The 25,522-nt window shown below is 65.2% G+C and carries 20 protein-coding genes; 14 read left to right on the forward strand and 6 right to left on the reverse strand.

The annotated features are described in order from the left end of the window. Positions 1 to 3 precede the first annotated feature (3 nt). Complete coding sequence (locus IM733_RS02060; RefSeq protein WP_248919320.1) at positions 4 to 1,122, reverse strand: nitrilase-related carbon-nitrogen hydrolase; 1,119 nt, start codon at positions 1,120 to 1,122, stop codon at positions 4 to 6. A 194-nt stretch (positions 1,123 to 1,316) separates the two neighbouring features. Here IM733_RS02060 and IM733_RS02065 point away from each other — a divergent pair, with 194 nt between their 5' ends. Next, the gene (locus tag IM733_RS02065; protein WP_248919321.1) at positions 1,317 to 3,353 is read left to right on the forward strand and encodes an NADPH-dependent 2,4-dienoyl-CoA reductase; all 2,037 of its coding nucleotides are present in this window, start codon (positions 1,317 to 1,319) and stop codon (positions 3,351 to 3,353) included. A 199-nt stretch (positions 3,354 to 3,552) separates the two neighbouring features. Beyond that, positions 3,553 to 4,446 carry a 1-aminocyclopropane-1-carboxylate deaminase/D-cysteine desulfhydrase gene (locus IM733_RS02070; RefSeq protein ID WP_248919322.1) on the forward strand — a complete coding sequence of 298 codons (894 nt, stop codon included), beginning with the start codon at positions 3,553 to 3,555 and terminating at the stop codon, positions 4,444 to 4,446. Here IM733_RS02070 and IM733_RS02075 read toward each other — a convergent pair. Continuing rightward, positions 4,437 to 4,982 carry a cytochrome b gene (locus tag IM733_RS02075; RefSeq protein WP_248919323.1) on the reverse strand — a complete coding sequence of 182 codons (546 nt, stop codon included), beginning with the start codon at positions 4,980 to 4,982 and terminating at the stop codon, positions 4,437 to 4,439. The two genes, IM733_RS02070 and IM733_RS02075, sit on opposite strands and share 10 nt — an antisense overlap. Positions 4,983 to 5,157: 175 nt before the next feature. On the opposite strand from IM733_RS02075, the gene IM733_RS02080 reads away from it, so the two are divergent. Beyond that, the gene (locus tag IM733_RS02080) at positions 5,158 to 6,777 is read left to right on the forward strand and encodes a WG repeat-containing protein (RefSeq protein ID WP_248919324.1); all 1,620 of its coding nucleotides are present in this window, start codon (positions 5,158 to 5,160) and stop codon (positions 6,775 to 6,777) included. Positions 6,778 to 6,817: 40 nt separating this feature from the next. Here the strand turns inward: IM733_RS02080 and IM733_RS02085 are convergent, their stop codons facing one another. Further along, positions 6,818 to 7,798: a DUF1853 family protein gene (locus tag IM733_RS02085; RefSeq protein ID WP_248919325.1), complete on the reverse strand. Its 981-nt coding sequence runs from the start codon at positions 7,796 to 7,798 to the stop codon at positions 6,818 to 6,820. 44 nt (positions 7,799 to 7,842) lie between these two features. Here IM733_RS02085 and IM733_RS02090 point away from each other — a divergent pair, with 44 nt between their 5' ends. From IM733_RS02090 to IM733_RS02140, 11 genes are all read left to right on the forward strand, one after another. After that, positions 7,843 to 8,733 carry an NAD(+) kinase gene (locus IM733_RS02090; protein ID WP_011532967.1) on the forward strand — a complete coding sequence of 297 codons (891 nt, stop codon included), beginning with the start codon at positions 7,843 to 7,845 and terminating at the stop codon, positions 8,731 to 8,733. After that, the gene (locus IM733_RS02095; protein ID WP_248919326.1) at positions 8,733 to 9,704 is read left to right on the forward strand and encodes a metallophosphoesterase; all 972 of its coding nucleotides are present in this window, start codon (positions 8,733 to 8,735) and stop codon (positions 9,702 to 9,704) included. Before IM733_RS02090 ends, IM733_RS02095 begins: the two co-directional genes overlap by 1 nt. Next, a complete protein-coding gene (locus tag IM733_RS02100; RefSeq protein WP_248919327.1) occupies positions 9,701 to 10,579 on the forward strand; it encodes a rhomboid family intramembrane serine protease in 879 nt (292 codons plus the stop codon). The genes IM733_RS02095 and IM733_RS02100 overlap by 4 nt, the downstream gene beginning before the upstream one ends. A 13-nt stretch (positions 10,580 to 10,592) precedes the next feature. After that, positions 10,593 to 10,853 carry a YeaC family protein gene (locus IM733_RS02105; RefSeq protein ID WP_011532970.1) on the forward strand — a complete coding sequence of 87 codons (261 nt, stop codon included), beginning with the start codon at positions 10,593 to 10,595 and terminating at the stop codon, positions 10,851 to 10,853. Then, positions 10,850 to 11,680 (forward strand): DUF2797 domain-containing protein, encoded by an 831-nt coding sequence (locus tag IM733_RS02110; protein ID WP_248919328.1) that lies wholly within the window; start codon positions 10,850 to 10,852, stop codon positions 11,678 to 11,680. The genes IM733_RS02105 and IM733_RS02110 overlap by 4 nt, the downstream gene beginning before the upstream one ends. Positions 11,681 to 11,692: 12 nt before the next feature. Next, on the forward strand, positions 11,693 to 14,350 hold the full coding sequence (gene pepN / locus IM733_RS02115) for an aminopeptidase N (protein WP_248919329.1): 2,658 nt from the start codon (positions 11,693 to 11,695) through the stop codon (positions 14,348 to 14,350). A gap of 236 nt (positions 14,351 to 14,586) precedes the next feature. Then, positions 14,587 to 15,603: a WD40/YVTN/BNR-like repeat-containing protein gene (locus tag IM733_RS02120; protein ID WP_248919330.1), complete on the forward strand. Its 1,017-nt coding sequence runs from the start codon at positions 14,587 to 14,589 to the stop codon at positions 15,601 to 15,603. A 14-nt stretch (positions 15,604 to 15,617) separates the two neighbouring features. Next, positions 15,618 to 18,002, forward strand: coding sequence for an efflux RND transporter permease subunit (locus tag IM733_RS02125; RefSeq protein WP_432760410.1), 2,385 nt, complete (start codon positions 15,618 to 15,620; stop codon positions 18,000 to 18,002). Positions 18,003 to 18,094: 92 nt separating this feature from the next. Continuing rightward, a complete protein-coding gene (locus IM733_RS02130; protein WP_248919332.1) occupies positions 18,095 to 18,382 on the forward strand; it encodes a DUF5629 family protein in 288 nt (95 codons plus the stop codon). After that, positions 18,348 to 19,475: a lactonase family protein gene (locus tag IM733_RS02135; RefSeq protein WP_248919333.1), complete on the forward strand. Its 1,128-nt coding sequence runs from the start codon at positions 18,348 to 18,350 to the stop codon at positions 19,473 to 19,475. The genes IM733_RS02130 and IM733_RS02135 overlap by 35 nt, the downstream gene beginning before the upstream one ends. A 227-nt stretch (positions 19,476 to 19,702) precedes the next feature. After that, positions 19,703 to 19,879: a hypothetical protein gene (locus tag IM733_RS02140; protein WP_248919334.1), complete on the forward strand. Its 177-nt coding sequence runs from the start codon at positions 19,703 to 19,705 to the stop codon at positions 19,877 to 19,879. A gap of 157 nt (positions 19,880 to 20,036) precedes the next feature. Here the strand turns inward: IM733_RS02140 and IM733_RS02145 are convergent, their stop codons facing one another. Genes IM733_RS02145 through IM733_RS02155 form a run of 3 tightly spaced genes read right to left on the reverse strand, consistent with a single transcriptional unit; the run spans position 20,037 to position 25,506 of the window. Further along, positions 20,037 to 20,630 carry a glutathione S-transferase gene (locus IM733_RS02145; protein WP_248919335.1) on the reverse strand — a complete coding sequence of 198 codons (594 nt, stop codon included), beginning with the start codon at positions 20,628 to 20,630 and terminating at the stop codon, positions 20,037 to 20,039. Beyond that, positions 20,627 to 24,271, reverse strand: coding sequence for an AAA family ATPase (locus IM733_RS02150; RefSeq protein WP_248919336.1), 3,645 nt, complete (start codon positions 24,269 to 24,271; stop codon positions 20,627 to 20,629). The genes IM733_RS02145 and IM733_RS02150 overlap by 4 nt, the downstream gene beginning before the upstream one ends. Continuing rightward, positions 24,268 to 25,506 (reverse strand): exonuclease SbcCD subunit D C-terminal domain-containing protein, encoded by a 1,239-nt coding sequence (locus IM733_RS02155; protein WP_248919337.1) that lies wholly within the window; start codon positions 25,504 to 25,506, stop codon positions 24,268 to 24,270. Before IM733_RS02155 ends, IM733_RS02150 begins: the two co-directional genes overlap by 4 nt. Between the last annotated feature and the right edge of the window lie 16 nt (positions 25,507 to 25,522).

Genomic DNA, 25,522 nt, shown 5'->3' on the forward strand with positions numbered 1-25,522 from the left:
TTGTCACAACCACAGGTTCAGCAGGCGCGCACCCTGGCTGGCGCTGCCCGCCCAGAGGATGCCGGCCTGGTTGGCGAAGCCCTGACCATCGCCACTGAGCTCCCAGAACTGGCCGCGCAGGAAAACGCTCATGCTGGTGACGCCATTGCTGGCAGCTTGGGTCAGTTGTTGCCACGCGGCTTGTTCGCTGACCTGGCCGCGCTGCAGCGGCAACTGCGCCGCAGCAGGCTGGTGGCGGTTGCCACGCCAGGGCGCTTGCCATTGATGGTGGCCACTGAGGAAGACCGGGTTGGCAATCAACTGCACCGACTGCTCAGCCAGTCGCCGGTGATTGGCGGGGTACCAGCTATCGCTGCCCACCAGAACGCCCAGGCGTCCGGCAGGGGTCTGCACGACTTGCAGGGGATGCTGGCGGCCGTCATGGATGTAACGCCGAGTTTCGCTGTCTGGGTACTGCTGGTGCTGGGGCTGCCCCAGCACGCTGCCATCGCGGCCAAAGACCACGCTGCTGTTGAACAGCGGGCCATCACCGGAGCGCAACCGACCGTCTTTCACATAGGGGGCGGGCAGCACGATTGAACCGGCAACCAGGGTGACCCCGAATTCATGCGCGAGGCCGCCGAACAGCTGTTGGTAGTCGCTGGCCATCTGCTTCGCTTTCATGCGCAGGTGCGCATCGCCGCGGCGATCATCGCCGCTGGCTTCAAGCAGCGCCAGGCCGTAGCGCAGCGGGTTGCTCAGTTCCAGCCATTGCCAGGCTTCGCGGCGGTGGGTGACCTGGTACAGCTCGTTCTTTTCGCCTCGAGCCCAGAGCCAGGTGCCGATGTGCTCAGGCAGTACCACCACGGTCCGGGCGTTGACCAGCCCCTTGTCGCGGGCCTGTTCCAGGTAGGCGGACAGTTTGCGGTGCAGTCGCTCGAGGTTCTGGTAGTCGCCCGGGTACAGCAGTGGCTCGACACCCAGCAGGTTGCCCTGGTCCCTGGGCACGCCCTGGTCAAGTGCCAGTTCGATGCGCAGGTCGGAAAGGTAGTGGCCTTCCGGACGCTGTGAGGTCCAGAAGCCGTAGCCGAACAGCGTGGCGATGACAACCAGTGCCAGGGCGCTGGCAAGCAGTTTTCCCATGGAGCGGTTCTACGCAATGAGGAATGAGGTGCTCTAGGGTAAGCCTGCTGTGCAGTAGGATCAATAAGTTGTCAGTTTCGATCATTGAGCGTGTTCAAACGCCTGTTTAATGTCGGCTTCAGACAAACGACGGGCCCCGCCGGACTGGAAGAGGTGCCCGCATTCCGTGATCACGCCAACTGTGGAGCCCCTCCATGGCAAACGCTCGTTACCCACACCTGCTGGCCCCCCTCGACCTGGGGTTTACCACTTTGCGCAACCGCACCCTGATGGGCTCGATGCACACTGGCCTGGAGGAGCGCCCAGGCGGCTTCGAGCGCATGGCGGCGTACTTCGCCGAGCGCGCCCGAGGCGGTGTCGGCCTGATGGTCACGGGGGGGATCGCGCCGAACGATGAAGGCGGCGTTTACTCCGGCGCGGCCAAGCTGAGTACTGAAGAAGAGTCTGACAAGCACCGCATCGTCACCGAGGCAGTGCATGCTGCAGGGGGCAAGATCTGCCTGCAGATCCTCCACGCCGGGCGCTATGCCTACAGCCCGAAACAGGTGGCGCCAAGCGCCATCCAGGCGCCGATCAACCCGTTCAAGCCCAAGGAACTGGACGAGGAGGGCATCGAGAAGCAGATCCGTGACTTCGTCACCTGCGCCAGTCTCGCCCAGCGTGCCGGCTACGACGGCGTCGAGATCATGGGCTCGGAAGGCTACTTCATCAACCAGTTCCTCGCCGCCCACACCAACCACCGTACCGACCGCTGGGGCGGCAGCTACGAGAACCGCATGCGCCTTGCAGTGGAGATCGTGCGCCAGGTGCGCGAAGCCGTGGGCCCGAACTTCATCATTATCTTCCGCCTGTCGATGCTCGACCTGGTCGAGGGTGGTAGCACCTGGGACGAGATCGAGTTGCTGGCCAAGGCCGTCGAGCAGGCGGGCGCCACGCTGATCAACACCGGTATCGGCTGGCACGAGGCGCGCATCCCGACCATCGCCACCAAGGTGCCGCGGGCGGCGTTCAGCAAGGTCACCGCCAAACTGCGCGGCGCGGTGAAGATCCCGCTGATCACCACCAACCGCATCAACACGCCGGAAGTGGCCGAGGCGGTGCTGGCCGAGGGTGATGCCGACATGGTGTCCATGGCGCGACCGTTCCTGGCCGACCCGGACTTCGTCAACAAGGCGGCCGAAGGCCGCGCCGATGAGATCAACACCTGCATCGGCTGCAACCAGGCCTGCCTGGATCACACCTTCGGTGGCAAGCTGACCAGTTGCCTGGTCAACCCGCGTGCCTGCCATGAAACCGAGCTCAACTATGTGCCGGTGCGCACGGTGAAGCGTATCGCCGTGGTCGGCGCCGGCCCGGCGGGCCTGGCGGCTGCCACGGTGGCCGCCGAGCGTGGTCACGAGGTGACCCTGTTCGACGCTGGCAGCGAGATCGGCGGGCAATTCAACGTGGCCAAGCGTGTGCCGGGCAAGGAGGAGTTCTTCGAAACCCTGCGCTACTTCCGCAACAAGGTGAAGAGCACCGGTGTCGACCTGCGCCTGAACACCCGGGTCGATGTGGCGGCGCTGGTGGCCGGCGAATACGACGAGATCATCCTGGCCACCGGCATCGCCCCGCGCACCCCGGCGATCCCGGGCATCGACAATAAAAAGGTGCTCAGCTACCTGGACGTGCTGCTGGAGCGCAAGCCGGTGGGTGAGCGGGTGGCGGTGATCGGCGCTGGCGGCATTGGCTTCGATGTGTCCGAGTACCTCGTACACAAGGGCGTGGCCACCAGCCAGGACCGCGAGGCGTTCTGGAAAGAGTGGGGTATCGATACGCAGCTGGAAGCCCGTGGTGGCGTCGCGGGCATCAAGCCTGAGCCCCATGCGCCGGCGCGCCAGGTGTACCTGCTGCAGCGCAAGAAATCGAAGGTTGGTGATGGCCTGGGCAAGACCACCGGCTGGATTCACCGCACCGGCCTGAAGAACAAGCACGTGCAGATGCTCAACAGCGTCGAGTACCTGAGCGTGGACGATGCCGGGCTGCATGTGCGCGTCAATGAGGGTGAGCCGCAACTGCTGGCGGTGGACAACATCGTCGTGTGCGCCGGCCAGGAGCCGCTGCGCGAGCTGCAGGAAGGGCTGGTGGCGGCCGGGCAGTCGGTGCACTTGATCGGCGGTGCCGACGTGGCGGCCGAGCTGGATGCCAAGCGGGCGATCAACCAGGGTTCGCGGTTGGCCGCGGAGTTGTGATTGCTTGGGCAGCACCTGTCTTGTGGTGACTGCCCTGGCCTATTCGCTGTAGGAGCTTTAGCCGCGATCACCCGCAAAGCGGGTGCCAGGCACCGCGTTGCCTGCATCGCGGCTAAAGCCGCTCCTACAGCGGACTGCGTGTAGCCCGTGCCATTCTTTTTCGCGATCCGTCCGCCCGGGCGCCTGATAGACTCGCGCCATGCCCGAGTTCTCCCTTCCCCAAGCCCCTTTGCAGCGCCTCGACCTGCCCTGGCTCCAGCAAGCCCAGGTCGAGCTCGCCGTCTTGCGCCTGGACCTGATCGACCCGCTGATCAGCGGCAACAAATGGTTCAAGCTGCGCCACCATCTGGCTGAAGCCCGCGAGGCTGGAGCACCGGGCTTGATCAGCCTGGGCGGCAGCCACTCCAATCACCTCCACGCCCTGGCAGCAGCCGGCAAGCGTTTCGGCTTCGCCACCGTCGGCCTGCTACGTGGGCATCCGCAGGAGACGCCGACAGTGAGGGACCTGAGGGCGCTGGGCATGGAGCTGCACTGGCTGGGTTTCGCTGGCTACCGCGCCCGCCATGACCCCGGCTTCTGGCAGCCCTGGCAAGCCGGCTATCCGGGCTGGCACTGTATCCCCGAAGGCGGTGGCGGGCTGGCGGGCGCTCAGGGGTGCCGACTGATCGTCGAGCAATGCAAGGCACAATTGGCCACGCTGGGCTGGACGGATTACGACGCCTGGTGGCTGGCGGCCGGTACCGGCACCACGCTGGCGGGCTTGGTGTTGGCGGAGGCCGGTGAGCATGAAGTCCACGGCGCCCTTGCGGTGCCACTGGATCATGGGGTGCCTGAGGCCGTCATGGCATTGGCGGGCCGCGAGGGCTATCTGTTGCATGAGGCCTGCCGGGGTGGTTTTGCTCGCATCGATGACGCGCTGCTGGCATTCATCGACGAAACCGAAAGTCTGGCCGGCATACCATTGGAAGCCCTCTACACCGGCAAGGCGTTATTGGCCCTGCGAGACCAGGTCGAGGCCGGGCGCTTTCGCCGCGGCACCCGCCTGGTCTTCCTGCACACCGGTGGCCTGCAGGGGCGCCGCGGTTACTTGTAAGGCAGCATGCGCAGCAGCGTGTTGTCGCGCCGCACATAGTGGTGATACAGCCCGGCCACGGCATGCAGCCCGATCAGCCAGTAGCCCCAGCTGCCAATGCGTTCGTGCCAGCCCTTGACGAACTTGGCCAGGTCCGGATCGGGCGCGACGATCGCCGGCAGATCCAGGCCGTAGAACGGGATCGGCTTGTCAGCGGCACTGAGGATCGCCCAGCCGGCCAGCGGCAGGCCGATCATCATCAGGTACAGCAGTAGGTGCACCAGGTGCGACAGGCCGGTTTGCCAGGCCGGAGGCTTGGGTACGATCGGTGGCGTGGGGCGCGACAGGCGCATGGCCAGGCGCAGCCAGACCAGCACGAACACGGTCAGGCCAAGCATGAAGTGCAGGTCTTTCATCAGGTCGCGCTCGGCGCTGCCCTTGGGGAACAGGCCGCGCAGCTCGATGCAGGCGTACACGGCTGCCAGCAGCACCAGCATCAGCCAGTGCAGGATGATCGACAGCCGTGCGTAGTGGGCCGCGGGAGTGGATGAAACCATGGTGGGTCCTCGTCATCAGGTCGGAATGGGCGCTCTTGCTGGCGCCTGCCCCTAACTCTAATCGTTGGAATGGAAAATTGTTTGCTTCAGATCTATCAAGCGTGGCCGACACAGCGGGCTTGGGTGGTGGCTTTGGGCCTGCACCCGATTTCCATCGCACAAGGATCCTGTGTCAATGAAACACCTCATCTCCACCCCTCGGGCCGCGCTGTTCGGCGCCCTGTCCCTGCTGCTCGCCGGCTGCGAGCAAGCCCCGGCGGTCAAGACGCCACCGATTGCCGCCCTGACCATTCCGCTGTGCGTGAACGACGAATGCGCGGTACTGGACCAGAACGGCGCCTTCCGTGTCGCGCCGGGCAGCGAGTTCACCCAGCTCTACACCCAGCCCTTCAGCAACGCCTTCATCTTCGGCCGCGGCGATTACTGGCATCTGGCCAGTGGCGACGGCAAGCAGGTGATCCGCGCCGACCTCACCGACTCGCTGTATACCCTGACCCCGGGCCTGTTCGGCTATGACCACAATGGCAAGGTCGGGGTGATGGACGAGCAGGGCAAGGATGTCCAGCCGGCCATCTTCGACACTGTCTATGTCGGCGGCGACAACGATTTCATCGTCTACGAGATCGGCGAGCTGCGTGGCATCCTCACGCCCCAGGGCGAGAAGGTCAGCGAGGCGGTGTTCGACTCGATGTACGTGCGCGAGGATTTCGCCAAGCGCGGCAATTGGGTGCTGGCCGAGCGCCAGGGCGAGAACTGGGGCTACAACCTGCAGACCAAGGTGCTGCGCAAGCTCGACTTCGACACCATCGTCAGCGCGGCCGACGGTCACCTGGTGGTTTCCCGCGAGGGCGCTGCCGGCAAGGGCCTGGCGGACGCCGCCGGCAACCTGGTGATCCCGCTCGAGAAGGGCTGGCTGGGTACGCCGGGCGGTGGCCTGGTGGCCTTCCGCGACAGCTACGACAAACCGTGCGGCTACCTGGACTACCAGGGCAAGGTGGTGATCGAGGCGCAGTACCAGAGCTGCGAGACCTTCGGCAAGGTGGGTGGCATGGTGCAGTTGCAGCGCACCGAGGACGACCGTGGCAAGGCCGGCATGATCGGCCATGACGGCAAATGGCTGATCCAGCCCGAGTACGATTCGATCGGCGACGCCGGCATGGGCCTGCTCGGCATGAGTGGCCATCGCCCGGGCTTCAACCATATCGGCAAGTTGCAGAACATGTTCCTCGCCACCTACGGGACCATCGACCTGGACCAGGGCAAGGTGGTGTTCCAGCCCACCTACCAGCAGATCGGCCTGGTTGCGCCCAATCGCTATGCCTTCTCCGAGCTGAAATCGCCGAAGAAGACCGTGATGTTCATGGGGATGCCGAACGAGACCGCCACCGTGGGCCTCATGGACGAGAAGGGCAAGGTGCTGGTCAAGCCGGAGCAGTTCGTGTCGTTCAAGCTGCTTGCTGACGGCCATCACCTGCTGGCGGCCGAGGGCAGCAAGTCGGATGCCGTGCGCGCGCTCTACGATCTGGATGGCAAGCTGCTGGTGCCCGCCAAATGGCAGGACGTGGTAGTCGACGAAGCGCGTGGCGCGATCTTCGCCTATCGGGTCGAGGGCAATGGCGACGACGCGGTGCGCACGCTGCGCGCCCTGTATCGCCTGGATGGCAGCGTGGTGTTCGACACCAACCGCCTGCCTTGCGGCGCGGAGCAAGTGGTCGACGGCAAAGGCCAGGTGCTGTGGCCGAAGGATGCCCAGGCCCATTGCCCGGCACCTGAGCCGGTGGCCGAAGCGTCCTGATGCGTGAACGCCCCGCCGTCAGTGAGGCGGCGGGGCGGTTTCAGCGTGGGGGGAGGTCAGGCCAGCCATCGGCCACCAGAAATATCCGTTCGACCTCTTCCCAATGCCCTTGCGCCTGCTGCTCCAGTCGGGTCAGCAGGTGGGCATGGGCATCGGGCGCCAACCCTTCGCGCCAGGCAGCGAAGCGCTCCGTGCTCCAGCATGCCTGCGCCTCGAGTCGCGCCGGCGCCAACCATGCCTGGCGGGACAGGGGTTGCCAGCACCTGCTGTCGGCGACGTTCCATTCGCCATGACGCATCCAGCTACCGCGCAGGTGTCCGGGATTTGACCCGCCCGGCGCGCGCGTGCACCCCGCGTGTGGGTAGAACAGATAACCGCCAAGCCAGAGGTGAGCCTGCACCTGGTTCAGCCCCAGCCCAGCCAGCACGGCATGACTCTGTGTCCCGCTCGACATGGGTAACTGATGTTGCGTCAGGTGTGCCAGCTTTCTTCCCAGTCGGTCGTGGCAACCGGGGCCAAGCCATTGGTCCGGATCGCTGCCATCACCGCTGGGTGGCCCCAGGTAGAGTTTGACCGCCAGCTCCAGGTGATGAACGCCTTCACGGTCGCGCAGCACGATGTCCAGCTCGCCCAGGGTTCGCCCGCCATCGCGGATCGCCAGGTTGGCCGCCAGCAGTTCGATGGCCGGGGCGTGGTGCAAGGCGAATTGCCACAACGCCTCGTAATAGAGCCCCAGGCGTCGGCTGGTCAGGCGCGACAGCCAGTCCAGCAGCGGCGTGGGGGCAAGATCGAGCGCGCGCAGCCAGTCGACCAGTTGGCCAGGGTCATCGGCCCAGGCGCTGGCGCTCAGCGGGTGGCGTTGCGGGGCACAGGCGTCGTCCAGCAGCGGCGGCGACAGCACCGCCCACGCCAGGTCGCGCACGGCAGGCTGGCGCAGTTGACGGAGCACGGGCTGCAGATCGGCGAAGGGCATCATCCTGCGAGCATAGCCGGTTTGCCGCTGGCCGGTCCTTTCGCCCATAATCGCGGCATTGTCACCCCGCCGCAGAGCCTCGCAGGAGCACCATGGAGCAATTTCGCAATATCGGTATCATCGGACGCCTTGGCAGCTCCCAGGTGCTCGACACCATTCGCCGACTGAAAAAATTCCTCCTCGAGCGCCACCTGCACGTGATTCTCGAGGACACCATCGCCGAAGTGTTGCCCGGCCACGGCCTGCAGACTTCGACACGCAAGCTGCTGGGCGAGGTGTGCGACCTGGTCATCGTGGTCGGCGGCGACGGCAGCCTGTTGGGCGCCGCTCGGGCCCTGGCCCGGCACAACATTCCGGTGCTGGGGATCAACCGCGGCAACTTGGGCTTCCTCACCGACATCCGCCCCGACGAGCTGGAGGAGAAGGTCGCCGAGGTGCTCGACGGCCACTACCTGGTCGAGAACCGCTTTTTGCTGCAAGCCGAGGTGCGCCGCCACAACGAGGCCATCGGCCAGGGCGATGCGCTCAACGACGTGGTGCTGCACCCGGGCAAGTCGACGCGGATGATCGAGTTCGAGATCTACATCGACGGGCAGTTCGTCTGCAGCCAGAAGGCCGACGGCCTGATCGTCGCCACCCCCACCGGCTCCACCGCCTATGCGCTGTCCGCCGGCGGCCCGATCATGCACCCCAAGCTCGACGCCATCGTCATCGTACCCATGTACCCCCACACGCTGTCGGGCCGGCCGATCGTGGTGGACGGCAACAGCGAGCTGAAGATCGTGGTGTCCAAGGACCTGCAGATCTACCCGCAGGTCTCCTGTGACGGCCAGAACCACTTCACCTGCGCCCCCGGTGACACCATCACGGTGAGCAAGAAGCCGCAGAAGCTGCGCCTGATCCATCCGCTGGACCACAATTACTACGAGGTCTGCCGCACCAAGCTCGGCTGGGGCAGCCGCCTGGGAGGCAGGGACGACTGATGCTCGATCCGGCGCGCAGTTTCGACATCATCGGCGACGTGCATGGTTGTGCGCTCACCCTCGAACGCCTGCTCGATGCGCTGGGCTACAAGCGGGTGGCGGGCGTATGGCGGCATCCGCGGCGCCAGGCGCTGTTCCTTGGCGATATCGTCGACCGCGGCCCGCGGATCCGCGAAGCGCTGCATATCGTCCACGACATGGTCGAGGCCGGCCAGGCCTTCTGCATCATGGGCAACCATGAATACAACGCTTTGGGCTGGGTCACCCCGGCGCTGCCCGGCAGCGGCAAGGCGTTCGTCCGCGAGCACACGCCGCGCCATGCGCGCCTGATCGACGAAACCCTCACTCAGTTCGCCCACCATCCTGGCGACTGGCACGACTTCATCCAGTGGTTCTACGAGCTGCCGCTGTTCGTCGACGCCGGGCGCTTCCGGTTGGTGCACGCCTGTTGGGACCACCAGTTGATCGAGCCGTTGCGCCAGCAGTATCGTGACGGGCGAATCGACGAGCATTTCGTCCAGGCCTCGGCGGTGTCCGGCAGTTTCGCCGCCACGGTGTGCAATCGCCTGCTGCGCGGCACCGACATGCGCCTGCCGGACGGCCTGACGCTCACCGGTGGCGACGGCCTGACCCGCGCCTTCTTCCGCACCAAGTTCTGGGAAGAAGACCCGCAAACCTACGGTGACATCGTGTTCCAGCCCGATGCGCTACCAGACGAGGTGGCCCGCACGCCGCTCAGCCACAGCCAGAAGAATGCCCTGCTGCGCTACGCCGAAGACGAGCCGTTGCTGTTCGTCGGTCATTACTGGCGCAGCGGCCGGCCGGCGCCGATCCGCGACAACCTGGCCTGCCTCGACTACAGCGCGGTGCTGTACGGCAAGCTGGCCGCCTACCGGCTGGATGACGAAACCCGCATCGACCCGCACAAGTTCGTCTGGGTCGATGTCGAACGCCCGCAGGCCAGTCAATGAATGTGATTGAAGTACTACGCTTGCCGTTGAAGGTCGATCTCAGCGGTTTCGTTGCCCTGCTGCGTCGTCTGCAAGTACCGCACCGGGTGGTGGAGGAGGGCGAGGAGCAGGTGCTCTGGGCGCCCCCCGCCATGGCCGACGACGTGCGCCAGCTGTACCAGCGCTTCCCCGACGGCAACGCCGATGTGGAACTTCCCGTGGCCACTGACTTGCAGGCGAGCACACCCACGGCGCCCTCCCTCAAGGAGCAGGCCCGCGCCTGCAAGGTCACCGCCACCGTCCTGTTCCTGAGCCTGGTAGTGGCCGGCCTGACCAGCCTGGGTGACAACCTCACGACCATTGGCTGGTTCACTTTCCTGCCGTTCCAGGTGCAGGGGGACTACATCTACTTCACCTCATTGCCCCAGGCCCTGGCCGAAGGCCAGTGGTGGCGCCTGGTGTCGCCGATGCTGCTGCACTTCGGCGTGCTGCACCTGGCGATGAACGGCTTGTGGTACTGGGAACTGGGCAAGCGTATCGAACTGCGCCAGGGGCCGTGGGTGCTGCTGATGCTGACCCTGCTGTTCAGCCTGGTGTCCAACCTGGCCCAGCATTTCAGCAGCGGCCCGAGCTTGTTCGGTGGCCTCTCCGGTGTGCTCTACGGCTTGCTCGGGCATGTCTGGCTGTACCAGTGGCTGGCGCCCAATCCGCAGTTCAGCCTGCCCAAGGGCGTGCTGGTGATGATGCTGGTCTGGTTGCTGATCTGCCTGAGCGGCGTGGTCGGCCAACTGGGTTTCGGCCAGATCGCCAACGCCGCCCATGTCGGCGGGTTGCTCATCGGATGCCTGACGGGCCTCTTGGGTGGCGCGCTTGCCAGGCGTAGACTGTCGGCCTGACTGAGGAGACCCCATGTCCACGTTCGCGCAAATGATCGAAAACATCACCCCCGAGATCTACGAGAGCCTGAAGACGGCCGTGGAAATCGGCAAATGGTCCGACGGCCGCAAACTGACGGCTGAACAGAAAGAGCTGTCGTTGCAGGCGGTGATCGCCTGGGAGATGAAAAACCTCCCCGAAGAGCAGCGCACCGGCTACATGGGCCCGCAGGAATGCGCCTCGAAGTCCGCGCCGATTGCCAACATTCTGTTCAAGTCGGACTCGGTACATTGATCGAACTCGCTCGTGGCTCTCTGAGCAAGATGGCGGTGCGTCTGGACGCACCGGTCGTTCAATACAGTTTCCGCCTGGATGACACCGAGCTGCCGGTCAACCCGCTGATCGGCCAGTCGATCCGCCTGGAATACCTCGGCGCCATTCACTGCACGCATTGCGGCAAGCGCACCAAGACCAGCTTCAGCCAGGGGTACTGCTACCCGTGCATGACCAAGCTGGCCCAGTGCGACGTGTGCATCATGGCCCCGGAGCGCTGCCACTACGACGCCGGCACCTGCCGCGAGCCGTCGTGGGGCGAGCAGTTCTGCATGACCGACCACGTGGTGTACCTGGCCAACTCGTCAGGCATCAAGGTCGGCATCACCCGCGCCACGCAACTGCCCACTCGCTGGCTCGACCAGGGCGCCATTCAGGCGCTGCCGATCATGCGCGTGGCCACCCGTCAGCAATCCGGGCTGGTCGAGGACGTGCTGCGCAGCCAGGTGCCGGACCGCACCAACTGGCGCGCGCTGCTCAAGGGCGACGCCGAGGTGCTCGACCTGCCGGCCATCCGCGAACAGATCTTCGACGCCTGCGCCGACGGCATCGGTGGCCTGCAGGCGCGCTTTGGGCTGCAGGCCATCCAGCCGCTGCCCGACGCCGAAGTGGTGCAGATGCGCTACCCGGTCGAGACCTACCCGAAAAAGATCGTCAGCTTCAACCTCGACAAGGACCCGGTCGTGGAGGGTACGCTGCTGGGCATCAAGGGCCAGTACCTGATCTTCGATACCGGCGTGATCAACATTCGCAAGTACACGGCCTATCAACTGGCCGTGCTCCAGTAAAGGATCGTCACCATGCGTACTGAACAACCGCAAGTGATCTACCTCAAGGACTATCAGGCTCCCGAGTACCTGATCGACGAGACCCACCTGACCTTCGAACTGTTCGAGGACCACACGCTGGTGCATGCGCAGTTGGTCATGCGCCGCAACCCCGAGCGCGGCGCCGGCCTGCCGCCGCTGGTGCTCGATGGCCAGCACCTGGAGCTGTTGAGCGTGCAGCTGGACGACCAGGCGCTGGACGCCAACGACTACCAGCTCGATGACGACAGCCTCACCGTGCAGCCCAAGGCCGAGCGCTTCACCCTCGACACCAGCGTGAAGATTCACCCGGAAAGCAACACCGCGCTGGAGGGCCTGTACAAGTCTGGCAAGATGTTCTGCACCCAGTGCGAGGCAGAGGGCTTCCGCAAGATTACCTACTACCTCGACCGCCCGGACGTGATGAGCACCTTCACCACCACGGTGATCGCCGAGCAGCATCGCTACCCGGTGCTGCTGTCGAACGGCAACCCGGTGGGTGATGGCCCGGCCGAGAACGGCCGCCACTGGGCGACCTGGGAAGACCCGTTCAAGAAGCCGGCCTACCTGTTCGCCCTGGTGGCCGGTGATCTGTGGTGCGTCGAGAGCGAGTTCAACCGCCAGTCTGGCCGTGACGTGACCCTGCGCATCTATGTCGAGGAGGAAAACCTCGACAAGTGCGACCACGCCATGGTCAGCCTGAAGAAGTCGATGCGCTGGGACGAGGAAGTCTATGGTCGCGAGTACGACCTGGACATCTTCATGATCGTCGCGGTCAACGACTTCAACATGGGCGCCATGGAAAACAAGGGCCTGAACATCTTCAACTCCAGTTGCGTGCTGGCCCGCGCCGAGACCGCCACCGACGCCGCTCATCAGCGGGTCGAGGGCGTGGTCGCCCACGAGTACTTCCACAACTGGTCGGGCAACCGCGTGACCTGCCGCGACTGGTTCCAGCTGTCGCTCAAGGAAGGCTTCACGGTGTACCGCGATGCCGAGTTCAGCGCCGACATGAACTCGCGCACGGTCAAGCGCATCGAGGACGTCGCCTACCTGCGCACCCACCAGTTCGCCGAGGATGCCGGCCCCATGGCCCACCCGGTACGCCCGGACAGCTTCATCGAGATCTCCAACTTCTACACCTTGACCGTGTACGAGAAGGGCGCGGAGGTGGTGGGCATGGTCCACACCCTGCTGGGCGCCGATGGCTTCCGCAAGGGCAGCGACCTGTATTTCGAGCGTCACGATGGCCAGGCGGTGACCACTGACGATTTCATCAAGGCCATGGAAGACGCCAACGGTGTAGACCTGACCCAGTTCAAGCGCTGGTACAGCCAGGCCGGCACGCCGCGCCTGGAGGTCAGCGAGCAGTTTGACGCCGCCGCGCAGACCTACAGCCTGACCTTCCGCCAGAGCTGCCCGCCAACCCCGGACAAGGTCGAGAAGCTGCCATTCGTTATCCCGGTGGCACTGGGCCTGCTGGACGCCCAGGGCAACGACCTGCCACTGCGCCTGGCCGGCGAAGCGCAGGCCGTCGGCACTTCGCGGGTGTTGTCGGTGACCGAGGCCGAGCAGACTTTCACCTTCGAAGACATCACCGCCAAGCCACTGCCGTCGCTGCTGCGCGGCTTCAGTGCGCCGGTCAAGCTCAGCTTCCCGTACGACCGCGACCAGCTGATGTTCCTCATGCAGCACGACAGCGACGGCTTCAACCGCTGGGAAGCCGGCCAGCAGCTGTCGGTGCAAGTGCTGCAGGAACTGATCGGCCAGCACCAGCGTGGCGAAGCGCTGCAACTCGATCAGCGCCTGATCACCGCCCTGGGCACTGTTCTGGCCAATGAGTCGCTGGACGCCGCCATGGTTGCCGAGATGCTGTCGCTGCCGGGCGAGGCTTACCTCACCGAGATCAGCCAGGTGGCCGACGTCGATGCCATCCACGCCGCCCGCGAGTTCGCCCGCCAGCAGATCGCCGCGCAGCTGTTCGATGGCCTGTGGGCGCGCTACCAGGCGCACCGCGAGGTGTCGCGCAACACCCCTTATGTCGCCGCGGCCGAGCACTTCGCCCGTCGCAGCCTGCAGAACATCGCCCTGTCGTACCTGATGCAGAGCGGCAAGCCGCAGGTGCTGGAAGCGGCCCTGGAGCAGTTCGAGCAGTGCGACAACATGACCGAACGCCTGACCGCCCTGGCGGTGCTGGTCAACTCGCCGTTCGAGGCCGAACGCGCCAGGGCCCTGGAAACTTTCGCCGAGCACTTCAAGGACAATCCGCTGGTCATGGACCAGTGGTTCAGCGTGCAGGCGGCCAGCGCGCTGCCGGGTGGGCTGGCGCGGGTCAAGGCGCTGATGCAGCACCCGGCCTTCACCTTGAAGAACCCGAACAAGGTGCGGGCACTGGTCGGTGCCTTCGCCGGGCAGAACCTGGTCAACTTCCATGCCGTCGACGGTTCGGGCTACCGCTTCCTGGCGGACCTGGTGATCGAGCTCAATGCGCTTAACCCGCAGATTGCTTCGCGCCAACTGGCGCCGCTGACCCGCTGGCGCAAGTACGACGACAAGCGTCAGGCGCTGATGAAGGGCGAGCTGGAGCGGATTCTCGCTTCCGGGGCGCTGTCCAGCGATGTGTATGAGGTGGTGAGCAAGAGCCTGGCGTAAACCGGGCCCAATGCAATCGCGGGGCAAGCCCGCTCCCACGCCACATTCGTGACGGCGTGGGAGCGGGCTTGCCCCGCGATGCTTTGGGTGGTTAACAAAACATAACGTCCCGCTCGTTGTGTTCTGTCGGACAATCCCGATAGCATGGCCCGAAGCTATTCCGGGGCTCTGGAACAGGGTTTTCGCAGTACCTGGCAATAGATTGACCCACCACAAGAACACAACAGGGGGCAGTCATGAGAGAGCGGACAACGGTTCGCCATACGCTGGCAGCTGGCGCGATGCTGGCACTGGCGCTGGGTATCGGGGCAGGCAACGCCCTGGCGGCAGTGGCCGCCGAGCAATACTCGACCGAGTCGCCCAAGGCCAGCCAGAGCCTGCTGATCGGCGCCACCCACGCAGGCCAGCGCCTGGTGGTGGTCGGTGATCGCGGCCATATCCTGTTCTCCGACGACCAGGGCAAGACCTGGACGCAAGCTCGGGTACCCACCCGGCAACTGCTCACCGCGGTGTTCTTCCTCGACGACAAGCGCGGCTGGGCCGTCGGCCACGATGCGCAGATCCTCGCCAGCATCGATGGCGGCGCGACCTGGAGCAAGCAGTTCGAAGACCTCTCCCGCGAAGCCCCGCTGCTCGACGTACGTTTCCTCGACCCGCAGCACGGTTTCGCCGTCGGCGCCTATGGCGCCTTGCTCGAAACCCTCGACGGTGGCCAGCGCTGGCAGGACGTCGCCGAGCGCCTGGACAACCCTGACCAACTGCACCTCAACGCCATCACCACGGTGAAGGACGCCGGCCTGTTCATCGTCGGCGAGCAGGGCAGCATGTTCCGCTCCAGCGACAACGGCCAGAGCTGGTCGAAAGTCGAAGGCCCCTACGAGGGCTCGCTGTTCGGCGTGATCGGCACCGCACAGCCCAACACCCTGCTGGCTTACGGCCTGCGTGGCAACCTGTTCCGCTCCACCGACTTTGGCGACACCTGGCAACCGATCGAACTGCAGGCCGAACGCGGCCCGCTCGAATTCGGCCTGGCAAGCGCTACGCTTCTTGCAGACGGTAGCCTGGTGCTGGTCGGCAATGGCGGCAGCGTGCTGCGCAGTCATGACGACGGGCAGACCTTCAGCGTGCGTAACCGCGCCGATCGCATCGCCCTGGCCGGGGTCAGTGGCCTGGCCGGTGGTGGCCTGCTGCTGGTCGGGCAGGGTGGCGTGCACCTGGCCTCGGCCGATGGCACCGGGGAGGTGCGCCCATGACTAGCCGGGAGAGCATCGACATGCACCAGCAGCACCACAAGGACAAGGCCACGCTGCTCGAGCGCCTGATCTTCAACAACCGCCCCGTGGTCATCGCCCTCTGCCTGCTGGTGAGTATCTTCCTGTTCTGGCAGGCCACGCAGATCCGCCCCTCCACCAGCTTCGAGAAGATGATCCCGCTGCAGCACCCGTTCATCGAACAGATGCTCGAGCACCGCAACGACCTGGCCAACCTCGGCAACACCGTGCGAGTGTCGGTGGAGGCGGTCAACGGTGACATCTTCGACAAGGACTACATGGAGACACTGCGCCAGATCCACGACGAGGTGTTCTACATCCCCGGCGTCGACCGTGCCGCCCTCAAGTCGTTGTGGAGCCCCAGCGTGCGCTGGAGCGAGGTCACCGAAGAGGGCTTCTCCGGCGGCGAGGTGATCCCCAACACCTACAACGGCTCGCAGGACAGCCTCGACACGCTGCGCGACAACGTGCTCAAGTCGGGCCAGGTCGGGCGCCTGGTGGCCAACAACTTCAAGTCGAGCATCGTCGACATCCCGCTGCTGGAAAGCTTTCCCGACCCGCAGGACCCGGGCAAGCAGGTCAAGCTCGACTACCAGCAGTTCTCCCACCAGCTGGAAGAGAAGATCCGCGACAAGTTCCAGGCGCAGAACCCGAACGTGAAGATCCACATCGTCGGCTTCGCGAAAAAGGTCGGCGACCTGATCGACGGCCTGGTGATGGTGGCGATGTTCTTCGGCGTGGCCCTGGTGATCACCTGGGCGCTGCTGTACTGGTTCACCTGGTGCATCCGCAGCACCATCGCCGTGCTCATCACCACCCTGGTGGCGGTGGTCTGGCAGTTGGGGCTGATGCACGCGGTGGGCTTCGGGCTTGATCCGTACTCGATGCTGGTGCCGTTCCTGATCTTCGCCATCGGCATCTCCCACGGGGTGCAGAAAATCAACGGCATCGCCCTGCAATCGAGTGACGCCGACAACGCCCTGACCGCCGCGCGGCGTACGTTCCGCCAGTTGTTCCTGCCGGGGATGATCGCCATCCTCGCCGACGCCGTCGGCTTCATCACCCTGTTGATCATCGACATCGGGGTGATCCGCGAGCTGGCCATCGGCGCCTCGATCGGCGTGGCCGTGATTGTCTTCACCAACCTGATCCTGCTGCCCGTGGCGATCAGCTATGTCGGCATCAGCCAGAAGGCCATCGCCCGCAGCAAGAAAGACGCCACCCGCGAGCATCCGTTCTGGCGCCTGCTGGCCAATTTCGCCAGCCCCAAAGTGGCGCCGGTGTCGGTGGTGCTGGCCCTGCTGGCCTTCGCCGGCGGCTTCTGGTACAGCCAGAACCTGAAGATCGGCGACCTCGACCAGGGCGCGCCGGAGCTGCGCCCGGACTCGCGCTACAACCAGGACAACAGCTTCATCATCAACAACTACTCCACCAGCTCCGACGTACTGGTGATCATGGTCAAGACCCCGGCCGAGCAGTGCTCGATCCACTCGACCATGGCACCGATCGACGAGTTGATGTGGACCATGGACAACACCCCCGGGGTGCAGTCGACCATCTCCCTGGTGACCGTGTCGAAGCAGGTCATCAAGGGCATGAACGAGGGCAGCCTGAAATGGGAGACGCTGTCGCGCAACCCGGACATCCTCAACAACTCCATCGCCCGCGCCGACGGCCTGTACAACGCCGACTGTTCGCTGGCGCCGGTACTGGTGTTTCTCAACGACCACAAGGCCGAAACCCTGGAGCGGGTCACCGCGGCAGCCAAGGCCTTTGCCGACAGCCACAACAAGGAAGGGCTGCAATTCCTCCTGGCGGCAGGTAACGCCGGCATCGAGGCGGCCACCAACGAGGTGATCAAGTCGGCCGAGCTGACCATCCTCATCCTTGTCTACATCTGCGTGGCGGTGATGTGCATGATCACTTTCCGCTCCTTCGCCGCGACCTTGTGCATCGTCCTGCCGCTGGTGCTGACTTCGGTGCTGGGCAACGCACTGATGGCGTTCATGGGCATCGGCGTCAAGGTCGCCACCTTGCCGGTGGTGGCGCTGGGCGTGGGCATCGGCGTGGACTACGGCATCTACATCTACAGCCGCCTGGAAAGCTTCCTGCGTGCCGGCCTGCCGTTGCAGGAGGCCTACTACGAGACCCTGCGCTCCACCGGCAAGGCGGTACTGTTCACCGGCCTGTGCCTGGCCATCGGCGTGTGCACCTGGATCTTCTCGGCCATCAAGTTCCAGGCCGACATGGGCCTGATGCTGACCTTCATGTTGCTGTGGAACATGTTCGGCGCCTTGTGGCTGCTGCCGGCGCTGGCACGGTTCCTGATCAAGCCGGGCAAGCTGGCGGGCAAGGAGGGCGGCTCGATCTTCGCCCATTGAAGGTTTGCGGTCGGCTCCTACGGGTCATTGTAGGGGCCGGCTTGCCGGCGAACCCGGCTATAATGGCCACCTTTTGTTCCCCAGGTGCCCCCATGACCCTCGCCACTGCCCTCGAATCCTGTGACATGCTCCTGATCGACGGCCTGCACGCTTTCGACTTCACCTTCGACGAAACCGGCCTGACCATCGAATGCATGGACGGCCGCCAGTTGCGCCGCTGGGCTTTCACCCCCGACCAGGTCGCTGCCGCCATGGGCGCGGGTGATGACTGGACCCTGAGCAGTGCCGACGGCGAGCATCGTCTAGTCTGTATGAGTGCCTTTCGCGCCCCGGATGAAGAAGACGATGAACTGGAAATGGACGCGCCTGCTGACCGCTAGCCTGATGACCCTGATGATCGACGCCCATGCAGCGACTTTGTTGGTGGGCAGCTATACCGATGGCGGCAGCCAGGGAATCTATCGCTACGATTTCGATGAGCGCGCTGGCCAGATCGCCACTCAGCCACAGCAAGTGGTCAAGAGCGTCAGCCCCTCATGGTTGGTGCTGTCAGCCGACCAGCGCCTGCTGTTCGCGGTCAACGAAACGCCGCAGGGCCATGCCAGCAGCTTCTCGCTGAGCAAGAAAGGCGAGATCAAGCCGCTGAACCAGGTGCCCAGCCAGGGCGACGAGCCGACCCACGCCAGCCTAAGTCACGACCAGCGCTACCTGTTCGTCGCCAATTACGCCGTCGCCCCCGACCCGGGTGGCAGCCTGGTGGTGATCCCGGTGGCGAAGGACGGCAAGCTCAAGCCGGCAGTGCAGCAGGAACGGCACAAGCCCAGTGGCGTGAACCCCGAGCGCCAGGCCGGTGCCCATGTGCATTCTCTGGTGCCGTCACCCGATGGGCGTCACCTCTACGCCTGCGACCTGGGCGCGGACAAGGTATTCATCTACCGCTACGATGGCGCCAGCACCGAGCATCCGCTGAGCCCGGCGATCCCGGCCTCGGTCAGCCTGCCACCCGGCAGCGGGCCTCGGCACTTGCTGTTCGACGCCAAGGGGCGGCATGCCTATCTGACTCTGGAGATGAGCGCCGAAGTGGTGGTGTTCGATGTACAGGACGGCGCCTTGGTCGAACGCCAGCGCCTGCCGCTGACCGAGCTCAAGGACGTTGCGGCCAAGGCCGCTGGCGGCTTGCACCTGTCGGCCGATGGCCGTTTCCTCTATGTGAGCAATCGCGGTACGGCCAATGAGATCGTGGTGTATGCCGTGGGCAAGGACGATGGTCAGCTCAGCGTGTTGCAGCGGCGTTCGGTGGAGGGCGACCATCCTCGTGAGTTCGCCCTGGACCCCAGCGGCAACTTCTTGCTGGTGGCCAACCAGAAGAGCAACCAGATTGTCGTCATGCACCGGGATCCGCGTAGCGGCAAGCTCGGCGACACCGTGCAGAAGTTTGCCCAGCCAGCACCCTCGGACCTCAAATTCCTGTAGGAGCGGCTTCAGCCGCGAAGCAATCGACGCGGTGTCAGGCACCGGCTTCGCCGGTGTGCGCGGCTAAAGCTCCTACAGAGGCCGCCAGCGCTGCACCTTCCAATTATCGATGACCGTGATAGTCGCTACTGCCGCAATGAATTTCTGTGGGCGAGCCCATCGGCGTAAGTTTTGACCCAAGGCCCCGACGGGCCACTGTCAAACCACCTGATGTCGAGGACCGCCCCATGAACTTCAATCTCTTCCCGGTCATTGCCGCCTCCGCCATTTCCGCTTCTGTCGTATTGCCAGCCCACGCCCAGGTGGAGTCGAGTGGCAAGGTGTCGAGCACCCACAGCTACACCCAGAAGTACCTGCAACAGAGCGCGCACTTCCACGCCGCCCTGAGCAAACACTCCAATTGAATGTGTAAAGGCATTGGTAATAGCACAAAGCCATGTGATTTAATTTGACGCTGTATTTTTGACTCGCCAAAGGGGCAGATCATGATGTGGCGTATCACGGCGGTAGTGCTGTTGTTGATGTCCGCGCCCATCCTGGCGCTTTGAGCAGCAAGCTGTCTCACTTGGCCATCACGGCCTTGAACAGCGCCGACGCCAGCCAGCCCTGCAACCAGCTCCGCAGCCGCGGATAAGCCGCCTCGGCGAACCACTCGGGTTCGACCCCGGCAAACTGGCGCACCAAGGGCAACAAGGCGGCATCGGCCAGGCTTGGGTGGTCGGCGAACAGGTACGATCGACCATTGAGCAGCGCCTCGAGCTCCGCCAGCCACGGTTCAGCCTGCTGCCGGTAATGCGCCCGTGTGTGTTCGGGGTAGCGCTCGGCATATTTGTACAAGTTCACCTGCGCCTTGAACGTGCTGTCGTTGCGTGCGATCAGGGTATCGGCCTGGCGCGCCGCCGCAGGATCGGCCTGCAGGCGCCAGTCCTCCGGGTCGTGCTGGTCGAGTGCCCAGCGCATGATGTCCAGGCTTTCCTCCAGCACGCCATCCCCGGTGTCGAGCACCGGCACTGTGCCCTTGGGCGACAGCGCCAGCAGTTCGGGGGGCTTCTCTTTCATCTTCACTTCATGGACCTGCACATTGCACCCGGCATAGCGCAGGGCCAGGCGCGCACGCATGGCCCAGGGGCAGCGGCGAAACGAGTAGAGGATCACCCGCACACTTCCACGTCGCTCAGGCCGTTGCCCTGGCGGCGCACCTGGATCTGCACCGGGATGCGCTCGTGCATCTCCTGTACGTGGGAGATCACCGCCACTTTACGCCCCTGGGCCTGCAAGCCGTCGAGAGCGTCCATGGCCAGTTGCAGCGACTCGGGGTCGAGGCTGCCGAAGCCTTCGTCGATGAACAGCGACTCGATGCGCAGGGTGCTGGAAGCCATCGACGCCAGGCCCAGGGCCAGGGCGAGCGAGACCAGGAAGGTTTCACCGCCCGACAGCGAGTGCACCGAGCGCAGCTCGTCGCCCATTTCGGTGTCCAGTACCAGCAGGCCCAGGGCGCTGCCGCCGCGCTTGAGGCGATAACGTTTCGCCAGCTGGCGCAGCTGGCTGTTGGCGTGGTGCAGCAGCAGGTCGAGGTTGTAGCCCTGAGCGATCTTGCGGAACACATCGCCCGAGGCTGAGCCGATCAGTGCGTTCAGGCGTGCCCAGCGTTGCCAGTGGCGATAGGCCTGGTCGATCTGCTCGGTAAGAGCCTGGTGCGCTTGTTGTCGGCGTTGGTCGTCGGCCTGCCGGGCGCGCAGTTCGGCGCAGTGTTGTTCCTGGGCCGCCAGTTGCTGCTGGAGCTCGGCGAACGTCTGCTCCAGCGTTTCAACCGGCATGTCGGCCTGTGCTTGGGTGGCGTGCTGCTGCAGGCGTTGTTCACGTTCCTGCAACAGCACACGGCCTTGCTCGATGGCTTTTTCCGCGGCTTGCAAGCGCTGGCGCAGCTCGCCCAGTTGAGCGTCGTCGATGGCCAGCAGGCGATCGAGGCCTGCGTCGTCGAGCTCGGGGTGCTCGCTGCGCCATTGGGCGATCTCACCCTGCAGGTGCTGGTGCTCTTGCTCCAGTGCTTGCTGGCGCTGGTGGTTGGCCTTCAATTCACCGGCCAATTCCAGGGCCTGGGTGCGCAGCGCCTGGAGGCGCTGCGCGGTGTCTGCTTCGACGGCACGGGCCTGCTCCAGCTGCGTGTCCATGTGCTGCTGCCAGGCTTCGGCAGTGGGTTGCTCGCCAAGCAGCTCGCCCAGCGTGGTGCGTGCCTGCTGGTGCTGTTCGCCCAGGGCTGTGAGCTTGTGTTGCAGCTGTTGCAGGCTGTGCTGACGGTTCTGCTGCTGATCGCGCAGCTTGTCCAGCTGGCCCTGGCGAGCCTGCTGTTCTTCCTGCTCGTCCTTGCGCTGGTCGAGCTGTTGCCGGCGCAGGGCGATCTGCTGGTCCAGGCCGAGGAAAGCATTGGCCGGGTCGTCGCGCAGGGCCTGGAGGATGTCCTGGGGTAGCACGCTGGCGAGGTCGTTAAGCCCTTGCTCGAGCTGCTGCTCGTCGCTGGCCAGGGCCTGGTGCTGCTGCTCGAGGTGGCGCTGTGCTTGCTGCTGGGCGTCACTGGCTGCCTGCAACTGCTGGTTGAGGCGCGCCGCGTCCTTTTGCAGGGCGAGCAAGGCACCCTGGCGTTTCTCGTCGCGGCTGATCTCTTCGTCCAGGCGACGCAACTGGCCATCGAGCCAGGCGCTGCGGGCCTTGTCATCCTGCGGGGCGAGGGCGGGCCACAGGGCGTGGGCCTGGACCTGCTCGACCACGGGTTGCAGTTGTTCGGCGAACTGGACCTGTTGCTGCTGGTAGTCCTTGAGCTGGGCGTTGATCACGCCCAGCTGGGTGCGTAGCTCCACCAGCGTGGCGCCCAACTGTTCAACGCGCGTCTGCGCGGCGTCCTCTTCGGCCTGATCATGGCGGCCAAGGCTGTGCAACAAGGCTTCGGGCTGGTGGAACGGGTGCTCGGCGCTGCCGCAGACCGGGCACGGTTCGCCATCGCGCAATTGGGCGCGCAGTTCCTCGACGCTGGTGTTGCGTGCCAGGCGTTGGCGCTCCAGCAACTGGCGGGTGAGGGTCAGGGCCTGTTCGGCCGCTTCCAGTTCGGCCTTGGCGGTGGTGCCTTCGGTGATCAGTTGCTGGCGCTGCTGCATGGCTTGCTGCTGGCGCTCACGCAACGCGGCGATGCCTTGGCGTAGTTCCAGTTCGCGCCCGTGCAGGCGCGCGACTTCCTCGACGGTACGTTGCTGCTTGCGGTTTTCCTGGAGCATGCCACCGAGCAGGTCGATCTGCTCGGCCAGCGCCTGGGGCTCGGCCCCGGCTTCATGGAACAGCAGTTCGAACGCGTCGCGCTGGGTTTGCAACTGGGCGTTGGCCTGGCTGGCCAGCGCTTGCAGGCCGGGCAGTTCTTCACGGCCTTTGGTCAGGCGTCCGCCGATCAGCATCACCTGCTTCAACTGCGGCAGGTAGGCCTGCCAGGCGTCGGCGAGGCTACCCAGGTGTTGGCTTGCGGCGAGGGCGGCGTCGATCTGCGCCAGTTGCTGCTGGCTGCGCAGCTGATTCCCTTCAAGCTGTTGCAGGTGTTGCTGGCTTTCACCCACGGCCTGTTCGGCGTGCTGACAGGCATCACGTTGCTCGGCCAGCTCCTTGTCGAGGCGAGCCAGGTCGCCCTGGGCGGTAAAGGCTTGGCGCAGGCGCGGGGCGTTTTCGCCGTGCTGGGCCTGGTGTTGGGCCAGGGCCTGGCGGGCCGATTGCAGTGCCTGCTCCAGCTCGCTGGCGCGGGCCTGCAGTTCGGCTTGCTGGTGCTGCTGCTGATCGATCGCCGTCAGCAGGGGCGCCAGTTGCGCGGCGAGGGCCTGTTGGCGGTGGAACTGGTGACGCTGCGGGGCCAGGCGCTCCAGGCGTTGCAGGTCCAGGCGCTGTTCGGCCAGCTGCTGCCAGTTGTGTTCGGCGGCCAGCAGCGCGTCGCCGGCCTCGGTGTGCTGGGCCTGCAAGCGGCGCTGCTCGTCGAGCCAGGTACGTTGTTGCTCCAGCTGGCGCTGGCGTGCCTGGTCAGCCTTGAACTGTTGCAGGGATTGCTCCAGCTGCTGGTCGAGGGTGGCGCGGGCTTCACCTTCCATTGGTAGCAGGTGCTCGGCCTGCTTCTTCAGGTCGTTATGCACTTCGCCGGATTCCCGGGCCTTGCTGAATGCGCGTTGGCCGAGGCGGGTGTAGATCGCAGTGTTGGTGAGCTTTTCCAGCAGTTCGCTGCGTTCCTTGTCATCCGCTTTGAGGAACGCGCCGAACTCGCTCTGGGCCAGCATCACCGCGCGGGTGAACTGTTCGAAGTTCAGGCCCAGGCGCGCCTCGACCAGTTGCTTGTATTCGTTCTTGCCGCTGCCCAGCAACTGTTCGCTGTCCAGGTCATAGAGGCTCTGGCGGCTGTTCTGCAGCTTGCCGGTGGCTTTCTCGCGGGCGCGGTTGGCTTCCCAGCGGGCGCGGTAGCAGCGGCCATCGATGCCGACGAAGTCGACTTCGGCAAAGCCGCTGCCGGTGCCTCGGCGCAGCAGGTTGCGCACATCGCCGGTCAGGATTTCGCCATCGGCGTCGGGCACCTTGGCTTCCCGGGCGATGTCATTGAGCCGTGGCACGGTACCGAACAACGCCAGGCACAGGGCGTCGAGCAGGGTGCTTTTGCCGGCGCCGGTAGGGCCGGTGATGGCGAACAGGCCGGCACTGGCCAGGGGCTCGGCGGTGAAGTCGATTTCGACCGGGCCGGCCAGCGATGCCAGGTTCTTCAGGCGGATGGCGAGAATCTTCATGGCTGCTCCTCCTCGTGCAGGACGTCTTGCAGCAGTTCGGCGAAATCGGCCAGGGCCTGTTCGTCGGCGGTGCTGCCGTAGGCCTGCTCCCAGGCGCGGCCGAACAGGTCTTGCGGGGTCATCTGGGCCAGTTCGACGAAGGCCTGCTGGTCATCTTCATCACGGCCGCTGCCGGCGTATTCGGCGCTGATGCGCACCAGGCGCACGGCCTTGCCCTGCAGGGCGCCCTCGATCTGCTGGCGCAGGTCTGGTTGCGGCTCGTCCAGGCGCACGCGCACCTCCAGCCAGGGCTGGCGGTTAGGGTCTTCGAGCAGGTCGATCACCGGCAGGTCGGCCAGTTGTTCCAGCAGTTCACTCAAGGGGGCCGGGCCGAGCCGTCGCAGCGCCACGGCGCGAGGCACCGGGCGGGCCTCGACACTGACCAGTTCGCTGCCGTCCAGCTCCACCTCGAGCACCTGGTGCGGATAGTTGATCTCGGCGAACGACAGCGGGATCGGCGCGCCGCTGTAGCGGATGCGCTCCTCGCGGTTGACCCGCTGCGGCTTGTGCAGGTGGCCGAGGGCGACATAGCTGATGGCCTTGTCGAACAGGCGTGCCGGCAGGGCTTCGGCGTTGCCGATGATCAGGCTGCGCTCGGAGTCTTCCGAGATGCTGCCGCCGGCCATATGCGCGTGGCTGATGGCGACCAACGCCTGGTCCTTCTTACGTTTCGCCTGAGCGGCGGCGATCAGTTGTTCGTGCACCTGGGTGATGCCTTGCAGGTAATCATCACCCAACGCGGGACCGGTGACTTCGGCGGGGCGCAGGAACGGCAGGGCCAGGCACCAGGCGCCGACCTTGCCGCGGGCGTTGGTCAGCGGGATCAGCAGGCGTTCGGTGTCCAGCTGGCCATCGTCGAGCCAGTGCACCCGGCCCAGGGCGTGGGTGCGCAGGCGCCGCATCAGCGGCGCGGGCAGCTCGATGCGCGAGCCGGAGTCATGGTTGCCGGCAATCATCACGATATCCAGCTTGGGCTGTTGCTCATGGGCCTGGACGATGAAGTCGTACAGCCGTTCCTGGGCTTTGACCGGCGGGTTGACGGTGTCGAAGATGTCGCCGGCGATCAGCAGCGCGTCGGGCTGGCGCAGGCGCAGTTGGCCGAGCAGCCAGTCGAGGAAGCAGGCGTGTTCGAAGTCGCGTTCCTGGCCGTGCAGGCTCTGGCCCAGGTGCCAGTCGGAGGTGTGAAACAGACGCATGGGTGACCTGTAGGTT

The sequence above is a fragment of the Pseudomonas entomophila genome, from assembly GCF_023277925.1.
GTDB lineage: Bacteria > Pseudomonadota > Gammaproteobacteria > Pseudomonadales > Pseudomonadaceae > Aquipseudomonas > Aquipseudomonas entomophila_D.